The sequence below is a fragment of the Coleofasciculus sp. G3-WIS-01 genome (genome assembly GCF_040223135.1).
In the GTDB taxonomy this organism is placed as follows: Bacteria; Cyanobacteriota; Cyanobacteriia; order Cyanobacteriales; family Coleofasciculaceae; genus Coleofasciculus.
The window spans coordinates 71,070-82,717 of the sequence record NZ_JAVJZI010000019.1; the positions used below are offsets into that span (position 1 = coordinate 71,070).

General features: G+C 45.6%; 10 protein-coding genes and 1 pseudogene. 5 read left to right on the plus strand and 6 right to left on the minus strand.

Going from position 1 to position 11,648, the window contains the following annotated elements; translation table 11 throughout:
• The first annotated feature begins 440 nt into the window (after window positions 1–440).
• Together RIM23_RS02030 and RIM23_RS02035 are read left to right on the plus strand one after the other, a co-directional pair.
• Complete coding sequence (locus RIM23_RS02030) at window positions 441–1,295, plus strand: hypothetical protein (RefSeq protein WP_446364014.1); 855 nt, start codon at window positions 441–443, stop codon at window positions 1,293–1,295.
• Between the two features lie 68 nt (window positions 1,296–1,363).
• Window positions 1,364–3,043, plus strand: coding sequence for an ABC1 kinase family protein (locus RIM23_RS02035; protein WP_446364016.1), 1,680 nt, complete (start codon window positions 1,364–1,366; stop codon window positions 3,041–3,043).
• Between the two features lie 269 nt (window positions 3,044–3,312).
• Here RIM23_RS02035 and RIM23_RS02040 read toward each other — a convergent pair.
• The 3 genes and pseudogenes from RIM23_RS02040 to RIM23_RS02050 form a co-directional block, all read right to left on the minus strand.
• A pseudogene (locus tag RIM23_RS02040) lies at window positions 3,313–3,510 on the minus strand (CHAT domain-containing protein); the annotation flags it as partial.
• Window positions 3,425–3,724, minus strand: coding sequence for a hypothetical protein (locus tag RIM23_RS02045; RefSeq protein ID WP_446360232.1), 300 nt, complete (start codon window positions 3,722–3,724; stop codon window positions 3,425–3,427). The pseudogene RIM23_RS02040 and the gene RIM23_RS02045, both read right to left, overlap by 86 nt.
• 459 nt (window positions 3,725–4,183) lie before the next feature.
• Entirely contained in the window at window positions 4,184–5,506 is a 1,323-nt protein-coding gene (locus tag RIM23_RS02050) for an S-layer homology domain-containing protein (protein WP_446364018.1), read from the minus strand.
• A gap of 495 nt (window positions 5,507–6,001) precedes the next feature.
• Here RIM23_RS02050 and lepB point away from each other — a divergent pair, with 495 nt between their 5' ends.
• A complete protein-coding gene (lepB, locus tag RIM23_RS02055) occupies window positions 6,002–6,649 on the plus strand; it encodes a signal peptidase I (protein ID WP_446335705.1) in 648 nt (215 codons plus the stop codon).
• Between the two features lie 425 nt (window positions 6,650–7,074).
• Entirely contained in the window at window positions 7,075–7,620 is a 546-nt protein-coding gene (locus RIM23_RS02060; protein ID WP_446364020.1) for a 2'-5' RNA ligase family protein, read from the plus strand.
• Window positions 7,621–7,791: 171 nt separating this feature from the next.
• Here RIM23_RS02060 and RIM23_RS02065 read toward each other — a convergent pair whose 3' ends face one another.
• On the minus strand, window positions 7,792–8,313 hold the full coding sequence (locus RIM23_RS02065) for a hypothetical protein (RefSeq protein ID WP_446364022.1): 522 nt from the start codon (window positions 8,311–8,313) through the stop codon (window positions 7,792–7,794).
• 418 nt (window positions 8,314–8,731) lie between these two features.
• On the opposite strand from RIM23_RS02065, the gene RIM23_RS02070 reads away from it, so the two are divergent.
• Entirely contained in the window at window positions 8,732–10,273 is a 1,542-nt protein-coding gene (locus RIM23_RS02070; RefSeq protein WP_446364024.1) for a YcjF family protein, read from the plus strand.
• 213 nt (window positions 10,274–10,486) lie between these two features.
• Here RIM23_RS02070 and RIM23_RS02075 read toward each other — a convergent pair whose 3' ends face one another.
• Together RIM23_RS02075 and RIM23_RS02080 are read right to left on the minus strand one after the other, a co-directional pair.
• Entirely contained in the window at window positions 10,487–10,651 is a 165-nt protein-coding gene (locus RIM23_RS02075) for a hypothetical protein (RefSeq protein ID WP_446335698.1), read from the minus strand.
• Window positions 10,652–10,753: 102 nt separating this feature from the next.
• Window positions 10,754–11,470, minus strand: coding sequence for an RRXRR domain-containing protein (locus RIM23_RS02080; RefSeq protein WP_446364026.1), 717 nt, complete (start codon window positions 11,468–11,470; stop codon window positions 10,754–10,756).
• Between the last annotated feature and the right edge of the window lie 178 nt (window positions 11,471–11,648).

The window sequence follows — 11,648 nt, forward strand, 5'->3', positions numbered from 1 at the left end:
GTCGGAATGTAAATTATCTAGTTGTGGGGGGAAAGGGGGAGCAATAAGACCCACGCCATAATTTTTAATTTGGCGTTGGCATACACTGGACTTCCCCAACCTCATTGTTGTAAATTGACATGGACTTCGATATAGATGCTCACTCGCGCTAGTTGAAATTGCTGCACCATGAGTTGATTCTCGAATTCGATCATCAACAACCAACGCAAATCAAACGAACTAGTACCGCGCGGCTCGCGGGAATGGAAACTGCCTGTGCAGACGGTCTACCGGGGACTCAAATGTACTCGTCTGAGTCTAGGTAAGTGTCGAAATCCCGCCAGGGAAAAACCAGGAAATCCAAGTTGTGAAGCTTGGAAGCCCACAGCAGAATCTTGGATTTGGTGTGGGAGGATGTCACAAAAGTCAGCCATAGCTACCAATCCATAGCTTAACCAAATATGCACGATTCGATGGATGATATCGCCAAACAAGCTCATCAGGGCAGCGTGGCGGCGATAATTCAAATTCTGAATCAACAGTTAGCCGACGCTCGCGTCAGAACTCGAGCGGTTTTTGCAGATGGCGTGTTACACCTGTTGTGTGAAGCACCTGTAGTCGAACCCCTTGAGCGCTCCGTACTCGTCAAGAAAATTCAACAAATCCTGGAAGACATTGCACCGCGTACCATTCGTCGGGTAAACATTAACAGCCGCATTGTGCAGGAGCAACAATTGCTATGGTTAGAAGAAATTAGCCGTAACCCAGACCATCTGTTGTGGTCTCAAGAAGTCGTGCTGAGTAAGCCTAACTTGCTTCAGCGAGGGCTAAAGGCACTTCGCACTCCTAAAGCTGAACCGAGGAAGAAAACTCAGCTTCCCAAGGTATCCTCCCGCAAACCTAAGGAAAACCATCGTTTCCGGCGCACTCTTGTTGGTGGTATGAGCGTCAGCCTATTCTTACTCTTAGCCGGTTGGTTGGTTTATGATCGCCTAATTCCCACACTAAATGCCAGTACCACTCCTAAAGAACCAACCCCTCCCCCCCAACCTTCCTCAACTTCAGCAGCAGCTACACCCTCTGATCCATTTGCTGAAGCTGTCCGACTAGCCATCCAAGCCGATGCGGCGGGGAAAACGGCGAATACAGCGGCTCAGTGGTTAGATATAGCAGCAGCGTGGGAAAAAGCATCGACTCTGATGAGTACTGTTAATCCCGAGCATCCCCGTTATCAAATAGCTCAAGATCGGGTTATCCTTTATCGCCAAAACAGCCAACTGGCTCAACAGCAAGCACAACAAAGACAATCTGAGTAAGTTGTCATTTGTCATTTGTCATTTGTCCTTCGCTCCTGTTTCCTCATTCATTACATGCAAAAGGCAGAATGCTGACCCAGGCTACGCCCAAGCCACCCCGTTGGCAACGACGCAATTATTCGCCCCTGGCTCGCCAGATTGACATTTTTCAGTCGGCGGCGAAGTTTATGTTCTATTTGTGGTGGGACAAAACCATTGCCAATGATACGCCCAATCACCGAAATCGCCGCGCCCAGTGGCTGGTGGGGGCGTTGCTGGATTTAGGTCCAACGTTTATTAAAATTGGGCAAGCCCTCTCGACTCGTGCTGATTTACTGCCCTTAGAATACATCGAGGCATTGGGGCATTTACAGGATCGGGTTCCGGCATTTAGTGGGGCGGAAGCGATCGCGGTGATTGAAGCCGAAATGGGTCAGTCTATTCATGCATTATATCGGGAGTTTGACCCCTTTCCCCTGGCAGCGGCTAGTTTGGGTCAAGTTCACAAAGCACGGCTGCATACTGGGGAAGATGTGGTGGTTAAGGTGCAGCGTCCGGGGATTGAACGACTTTTTAATTTAGATTTTAAGATAATACACGAATTGGTGCGATTTACTAATCGGTATTTGCCTTGGGTAAGGAAGTATAAACTTGAAGCAATTTATCGGGAATTTTTTGATTTGCTCTATCAAGAAGTAGACTATATCCAAGAAGGAAAAAATGCTGATCGGTTTCGGGAAAACTTTAATAATTATCCGGGGATTATGGTGCCGACGGTTTATTGGCGCTACACGACGAAGAAGATACTCACATTAGAATATATGCCCGGTATCAAGATTGATGATCGCCAAACCCTAGAAGCCTGCGAAATCAATACTAATGAGATAATTCAACGGGGAATTAGTTGTTATCTAAAACAGTTATTAGAAGACGGTTTTTTCCAGACTGATCCGCATCCAGGGAATATGGCAGTGTCTCAGGACGGCAGTATTATTTTCTATGATTTTGGCACGATGGCAGAGGTAAAATCGATTGCCAGAGACCAAATGATTAAAACCTTTTTTGCTGTTCTCCGGAAAGATACGGATGAGGTGGTGGATACTCTGACATATATGGGGTTAATTGAACGACAACCGGATATGACCCCGGTTAAACGCTTAGTCGCCTTTATTTTAGAACGGTTTCGGGAAAAGCCAATCGATGTGCGAGAATTTGAGGCATTGGGGAATGAATTGTATTTGATGTTTGAGCAGCAACCCTTTCGCTTGCCCGCACAAATGACGTTTATTTTAAAATCGTTAACCACACTGGATGGGATTGCTCGTGCCTTAAATCCCGAATATAATTTATTAGCCGCTAGTCAACCTTTTGTGAAAAACTTAACGGTTGCTAAAGGGCGGGGAGACGTGGTTAAAGAACTGGCAAGACAAGCCAGAGATTTTATTAAATATCGGTTAAATAAACCGAGTTCCACAGAATTGTTAATTCGCCGCCTAGAAGCCCGAATCGAGCAAGGGGAACTACAAGTGAGAGTGCGTTCCCTGGAGAGCGATCGCGCCTTACAACGAATTCATTTGGCGATTAAGAGTTTGATTTATGCCTGTTTGACTGGGTTTGCATTATTGGCGGGAACGGTATTATTATTAGTGCCGCATACAGGGTGGGCAATTGCAGCGTTTACGTTGTCAGGGTTTTGGTTTATCATTTTGTTGTATTCGTTAATTCAGTTGGCGGTGAAGGAAAAATTAGAGAAAATTACTCGTCGGTAGATAATGTATTATTCAGCTTTTAGTTAACAAGTTAAATTGACGTAATATTTAATAGTCGGATAGTTGTAAGTTGGGTTGACGTAGGAAACCCAACAAAAATTAGTGACACTAAAATGCAATAACTTATTGGTGTTTGAATCGCCGACGCTTAATCCACCACTTGGCTAACTTAAAGGCAACAAACGCCAAAATAAAGCTACCGAAGAATGAGATAATAAACTGCACTTTACTTTCTAAAGTGCCATAGATTAACCGTGAGCTTTTATAGCACGCTCAAATTCGGTACTGTTGCGGTTTTGTGCTTGTTGCAGGAGTTGACAGTTGGGGACATAATTCACGCCTTTGGGGAACCATTCCTGTAGGGGCGCAAGGCTTGCGCCCTCATCTCGACAGATGAAGGGAAGGGCGTGGAGGGGTAAAAGGTGTAGGTAACGATGGGGGATGAGGATCAGTTTTTTGCAGGTAGGCTATCCCTTCTTGCCACTGATGTCCTAGCTTTTTTGCCAGATTAAGGTAATTGGTAAAAGTCGCGATCGCCTCGTGCCATTTTTTCCCCTGATAATAGACAATCCCCAAGTTTCCTAGGGCTTCGCATTCCGCCACGCGATCGCTACTCGCTCTCGCTGCTATTAACTGTTGCTGTAGGGTTAAAATTGCTGCTTGAGCAGTTGGCGTATTCATGTGTAAACTCAAACTTTTAATTCCTTTTCCGGAATCGTTGACGGATAAGATTTGGTTTGTAGTAAAGGCTTTAGCCTAAATTCCGTTGGGTTTCCTGCGTCAACCCAACCTACAATCTATTCCACCATTTTAGCTGTGCCACACCACTAAGTCGGGGCGGGTTTAGTTGCATCTGGGTAAACCCGAAACGATAATAGTGAAACCCGCCCCTACAGACGAACCATTATAATATTCCATTTAGTCAATATGTTCTGGTTGGGTATAGTTAAACTCTAAAATGGACTTAAACTCCTAGGGAGCATCCCGTTTTGGACAAAGCATTACCTCAAGTAAGGCAATTGCAAGGGTTTCAGCCCCATTCAAAGAGCCAACGTGCCAAATTGGGATGCTCCCAACTCCTATCCAGTCGTCTTTAGGCGACTTAAGCTTTCAGCCTTGGGTTTAAACCCAAGGCTAATTCTAATTCGATTGCTGGAGAACCTCACTAGCCGATATTCCCTCACCCTGAGAACCAAAATACCAAAGGGCGGCGGCGGATTCCGCTTGCGTGACTGGCTTTTTCGGTTGAAACAGAGTAGTGTACCCAAAAACGCGACGGATAATCGATTGTTCCCCATTTTGAAAATCTGCCAAAACTGCCCGCAACGCCTTCGGGTCAATCTTGCTAGCATCTTGGAATCCCCAGGTTTGCTGCACTGCATCCAGAGATGCTGACGGTAACCCCTGACGAATATCTAACGGAACTTTCCATAAAACTAGATTTTCCCGTGTTAGGGGTGCATCAGGGCGGAACAGAACTTCTGTAGAATTACCACTCAAAGGACTAGGAATTAACCCCGCTTCAGCTAATCCCTGAATTGCGCCAAAATCAGGATCACTGGCTGGCACATCTTGGAATGCAGGTTGAGTTGTTTCTGATGCTAAACGGATTTGTTTTCCCGGACTATTCGCATAAATTCGATTATTGGTATCAATGAGCCAACGGGCATACTGACGGCGGGTAATGATTTTGTTGGCTGCAAATGATGTACCACTATCCTCTGATTTATTGTTAGCACTAGAAGGGTCAGACGTGAGAACACCTAAGGCGGCTAAGTCTTCTACATACTGACGCAATCCTGAGGGAACGTTATCGAAATCAGTGAAGTTCTGGTCTTCACCAGATACCGAGTCAACGGATTGAGGAGTCTCTGTTACTTTCTCTGAAGATTCTGAAGCCTCTGAGGGTTCTGCGGCTGTCTCGGTACTGCGGCGGATGTACTGAATCTCAAATTCTGTGATATTTTGGTCAGTCTCTGCCTCGGTTGGGGTTTCTTGCGTATCGTTAATGGCAGTATCCGGAGGAATAGAAATCCTGACTTGTAAATCATTCCGACGCACAACAAAGGAATTGATTCCTTCCTGATTCGGTTCAGAAATGACCTGCCAACTGCCTGATTCAAATGCCCTGCGGTAAAATGCCTGAATCTCATTACTAGGGTCAGTGGATGACCAGATGGTACGTTGACCTTGGTCATCTGAACGAGTTAGGGGTTCAACGTTCTGTAATTGAGCGTCGGGATAGCGGGGAATTACGGTAGGGAAATCTTCTGGCAGTTGCGCCGAAGAGGTTTGCCCATTAGTCTGACTGCCCAAAATTGAGGTATTATCCTCTAGGTTGGGGTCTACGGCTAAGGAACGTTCTAAGGATTGACCTGTGGGACTATTGGCGCAGGCGGTCAATATACCCACTAGGCAAGCTACGAAACCTGTAAATAGAATAGGACGTTTATCTAGTAGCACAGGGAACAGAACCAATAGATGTTTCTCTTCTCACGCTAGCGCAAAAATTTATTCTTATGTTGTTTGTCCTTTCTGGATTCCCCTACCGTCCCACTTCAGATTTCCATTGCGTCCCCTTTTTAGATCCCCCTCTTTCTTTACAAAGGGGGAAGCTATTAGTCTGTTTTAAGCAACTTAATCTATTAGCTAAGAACTTAATTTATTGTCTGTTTGCTACCAATAACACAATTAAGGAAATGGGATATAGTATCGTAATTGCCAACAGCAGGTAGGATGTTCGGACTACACTATCATTAAAAAAATGAGAGGCTTCTGCAGGAGAGTATCCATTACGGTAGCTGACGAGGTTCAAGAACGCGATCGCCTCGTGAAGGCTACCCGAATCAGTACCCCCATCGATCAAAGACCTAGAGAGCGTGTTATCTTGACTGAAAGCCAAAAGTTTTGTGGCGGCTGGTAAGAAGTGACAGCCAGCGATTTTTAGTACAAACCTGTATGACTTTAAACAAAACGGTAAAAAATCAGTCTGCCAAGGGAGGGATTTCAAAACCTGTGGATAAACCAAATCAGTCAACGGTAGCAGCGCAATCAACCCAATCTATATCGCCGAGATCGAAGTTTTGGCAACAAGTCCGGGAAAATCTACAAATTATTGCGATCGCACTCGCCCTAGCGCTGTTGATTCGAGTATTTATTGCCGAACCGCGCTACATTCCCTCAGACTCGATGATACCGACATTGACCATCGGCGATCGCGTGGTTGTGGAAAAAATCTCCTACCACTTCAAACCCCCAGTAAGCGGAGACATCATTGTCTTTGATCCACCACCTCAACTGCAAATGCAGGGGTATACAAAAGACCAAGCCTTTATTAAACGGATCGTTGCTACACCTGGTCAAATCGTACAAATTCAAGATGGCAAGGTCTATATTAATAGGAAGCCACTAGAAGAAGTTTACATTGCCGAACCACCGAACTATCAGATGGCACCCGTGCGAGTTCCGGAAGGTCAGTTATTTGTCATGGGAGATAATCGCAATAATAGCAACGATTCTCACGTTTGGGGATTCTTGCCTCAACCTAATATTATTGGTCATGCTTGCTTCCGTTTCTGGCCCCTCAGCCGATTCGGTTTAATTTGATGTCTGTAACTCCAGTTGGAGCAAAGGGCTCAGAAAATAGATGACAATCGAAATCTACGTCAGCACAGATATTGATCAAGGATTGGATGGGTCAAGAAACCTCCAGCTCTTTGCGCCTTCTGCTTTTTGCTGTAGTCTATCAACCCAAAAATGAGGATTATATCATTTTGTCATAGTTTAACCCCAATGTCTCACAGGTTTGACAATCTTATTCCTCAAAACCCTTGCCTAGATGGGGTTTCGAGCATTTTTAGACTAACCCAGAATGTTGACATAGTTTTGCCAGCCTTTTTCTACGGTCAATCCAGGTTGTATAAACCTTTGGGCAATTGGGGTGAGAGTCCGGGGTTATTGCCAAGTTAGGAAAAACAACAAATATTAATCCCTAAAACCGCTCCTAGGAAAACCTATTTTTCTTACTTAATATGAAAAAACTCTTTTTTATTGCCCTGCTTCCTCCTCAAACCATTCAAGACTCGATTATGGAGATTAAGCAACATTGTGCTGACGTTTACCAGAGTAAAGCCGCCCTCAAATCGCCACCCCATATTACACTGCAACCCCCTTTTACATGGGAAACCGATGCCGTACCTGTTCTCGAAGAATCTCTAAAAACCTTTGCTCAAACTAGGATACCTGTCTCCATTACCCTGCAAGGGTTTGGGGCGTTTAAACCTCGTGTTATTTACGTCAACGTTCTGAAAACGCCAGAACTGATCGCGATTCAAAAGGATTTAATGGAATATCTAGAAGAATCCCTCGGTATCGTTCATGAGCGTTCTAAAAATCGTCCCTTCTCGCCTCATGTCACTGTTGCTTTTCGTGATTTGAAGCGGCAGAATTTCCGCAAGGCGTGGATTGAATTTGAGAACCAACGGTTACAATTTGAGTTTTTGGCATCCCATCTTACGTTATTACTTCACGATGGTCGGCGATGGAATGTGAATGTGGAGTTTCCTTTTTTAATATAAGCATATTACATCTTTTGACTGATCAAAAAAGTAGAGACATTGCCAGCAACGTCCCTACTGGCGTGGCACACCTAAAAAAGATGGATTAGCATTGTAGGGTGGGCAATGCCCACCAGCCTCATCTGAGCTTACTATTCATTTTAAGGAACTAAAGTGCCTACTACAAACAAACTAAGGATTCAAATAACGGGATGCCATTTGCATCGCATCAGCAATATCCACATCGCCGTCACCATCCGCATCGAGGAATGAATTTAGCACAGGATTCGATCCTTCTGGATTTTGGTTATTGGTGCCAGTTTTGAGTAAATTCAGCACCAAGGGAACTAGCATGGGTAACAGGGATTGAATGGTTGCCGCATTGAGTCCTGTTCGTTGTTCTGCTTCCTCTACTAACTGTTGGATTTGCGGTGTACTAAAGAGTAAGTTGACCGCTTGATTGCTAGCACCTGTACCACTGAATTGGTTGATAAAAGATTGCGTCCCCTGTTCTCCTTCAGCTTCTCGCTTTTGTTGTAATGCTGGACGAGCATATTTGCCAACGATAGATAAAACTGATTGAATCGTGGAGGGGTCAGCATTGGCACTTTGGCTGAGGTTTTGCACGGTACCGAGAATCCCAGCTAATTGACCGGAACTGGCTTCCTGAGAGGGGTTATTAATCGCACCGAGAATTTGATTGAATAAACTCATCGTTTTTTGGCTGTAAAGAATGTCTCTATAGATAATAGTTTTACACCATCTGTAGGGGGACGACATGTCATGCCTCTACTCTAGGCTTGAGTTCTTAGTAGATAACTGAGGCTTACTTACATTTTCCGGCGCAAGGATGGTGCCCCTACAGTTTCTGGGTGGTCGAATAAAACTGACTTAAGGCTGGTGGGCATTGCCCACCCTACTCTAGGCTTGAGTTCTTAGTAGATAACCAAGTCCTTCGCTAAAAGCTTAAGTCTATTAAAATGGACTAAAACTAGGGATGCAGTCGTATGTGAGAGGAATGCAAGCTTTTGGTTCCTTGGGTTGAAACCCAAGGCGGTTTAACTTCTCCTTGGCATCCTAGCTATTTTCATTCTGTCATCTGCCTTCTGCCCGGAAGCCTTCTTAAACCATTATGCCCCTACCCCGCCTACTGACGCTCATTATCGGTCTCAGTATCATTCTGGGGCTAATCCTGTGGTTGATTGATTCGATTAATCGACTCTATTGGTCGTTAAATTCGCCTCTACTGGCAAATTTGCTGGTTTTATTGCTGATTATTCTACTTGTTCTGTTAATTGCCACGTTTGTCTACTACGTCTGGACATTCAGCCGCCCCAAATCCTCATCTCGCAGGCGTCGCCCTACACCAAAAGTACCGCAGGAGAAAACGGAAGCGGCTTCTGAAACGCTAAAAGCAGTGCGACAGCAGGTGCAGAAAATTCAAGATGAGGTAGCCCAGCAAGCCCTGTTGAGTCGATCTCGTGAGATTGAGGCGACGTTAGCCCGTGGGGAACTGTTGGTTGTCATCTTTGGCACGGGTTCATCAGGGAAAACGTCCCTGGTTAATGCTCTCATTGGGCAGATGGTGGGTCAAGTGGGGGCACCGATGGGAACCACGGATCAGGGGCAGACTTATACTCTAGAGTTGAAGGGAATAGAACGGCAGATTTTGATTACTGATACACCCGGTATTTTAGAAGCGGGTGTAGCGGGTACCCAACGGGAACAACTGGCGCGACAGCTTGCCACGGAAGCTGATTTATTATTATTTGTGGTGGATAATGATTTGCGACAGTCGGAATATGAACCGTTACGTCGTCTAGCTGATATTGGTAAGCGATCGCTGTTGGTTCTGAATAAAGTGGATCTCTATACTGATACTGATAAAGAAACGATTCTGGCACGGTTACGCCATCAGGTGCGCGGGTTTATTGCCGCTTCAGATGTGGTAGCCATTGCTGCCAATCCCCAACCTGTACGATTAGAAAATGGGGAAGACTTCCGACCTGACCCTGATATCATACCCTTAATCCGCCGTCTGGCTGCGGTACTACGGGCTGAAGGGCAAGATTTGATTGCCGATAATATTTTACTCCAGTCTCAGCGTTTAGGTGAAGACGCCCGTCGTTTGATTGATCACCAACGGCGGCGACAGGCGGAGAAAGTGGTGGAACGGTTTCAGTGGATTGGCGCTGGGGTGATTGCGGTTACGCCGTTACCTGTGGTTGATTTATTAGCAACGGCGGCGGTTAACGCCCAGATGGTGGTCGAAATTGGTAGAGTTTACGGCTGTGATCTGAATATGGAACGGGGGAGAGAATTGGCGCTGTCTCTGGGGAAAACCTTAGCCAGTTTGGGAATTGTTCAAGGGGCAATACAAATTTTGTCAAGGGCGCTACAATTTCAAATTGCTACTTATTTAGTTGGGAAAGCCATTCAAGGGGTAACGGCGGCGTATTTAATCCGAATTGCTGGGAAGAGTTTTATTGAATACTTTCGTCATGATCAAGACTGGGGTGATGGGGGGATGACAGAAGTTGTGCAGCAGCAATTTCAGCTTAACCGTCGGGATGAATTTATTAAAGCATTTATTCAAGACGCGATCGCACGAGTGGTTATGCCCCTGAAAGATACCTCAAAAGTGGACTCTAATCCCGATGATTGGGGTTCGTAGGGGCGCACGTCGGTGCGCCCTGATACACCGACTGATACCAACCGTCAAGACGAACACAGGAAGTTAATCAGGGATTGGGGTATATCTTCAAAATGTTCTAACAAAAAATCCCTAATTGCCAGAGAGTATTTAAAGCGCCCGCAATGAGTTTAATATCATTTGTCATTCGTAATTCGTCATAGCACCGGAAATGGGGAACAGAGAATTCATGATTTATAGTTCATAATTCATCACTTCAATAATCTGTGGTAACTGACTTACCGGGGCGGGAATCATTTCGCCGCGAAAGTCCAAAAGCTGAACCAACAGAAGGTATGCCAGTGCCAGAAGTATGGAAATGGCTCCAGTAATAATTGCCACAATTTTTGAACGATTCATTGATAAATGGGGAAGAGGTGATTGGGGAAGAGAGAAAAACAGGAACCAGGAAACGTTGTGGGTGAAACCATCTGGCATTTTATCTAAGAGCATAAGCCATCGCTATTCTAGTTCAACGAGGAGAGCGGTAGTGAACCCGCCGACGTAGCCAATGTAAGTTTTTCCGGCTTTTTCGGCTCTTAGTAAGTCACCAACTCTAAGACCAAACGGGGTAATCGTCCCACCCTTGCGCTTCCTCCTCCCCGACTTGTCCGGTACTTCAAAGTGCAATTGACGACGGAAAAAGCCGTACTCTTTTCCCCGCTTCACTTCCCCAGGACGGGTGATTATTTTGAACGGGGAGGGAGTGATATTGACGCTACCAAAGTGGGTGTAACCGCGAGAGTTAGAGCCAGTAAACGAGGCTTTAATGGATGGGGGTAATTTGCACTGTTTGCGGTTATCAAAACGGCACTGCCGATGGTTCCCCTGCTTGAACGGAACGTCCCGGTTAATCCGTCTAGAACGTCGAGACCGTCGTAACATAGCGCGAGTTTCCATCCGCTTTTTAACGCGACCAAACGGAAGAATAAGGTGCAATTGCAGCAGGGTACATTTAGCCGACTGGACACCGACGCCAGAGTATGACTTTCCCGGATCTACCCCAACAACAATCGGCTGCACTACTAAGCGTGATGGTGTCGTGAGTTGAACGTAATAAATGCCCAAGTCCGACCATTTCCCGACAGCTTTGCCCTCTTTCGTCCACCGTCTAGCCCTGGATGGTTTAGTGGGCATTAGCGGTTTTCCTTCTTTGCTAACTACACCAACACGATTCATAGAGATAATCCACTCGTGTAAATGTTTGTGTCTCTTAAGGCATTGGTAAGGGTGTGTCCTGGAATTACCCAGTTCCCAAAGATTCTTGAGTTCCTACATTTAAGCTGAACTAGAGAAGCGTCCAGCAGTGATTATCCCTTACCAACTCATGCCCTATTCATGACTTCGGAGCAGGTTC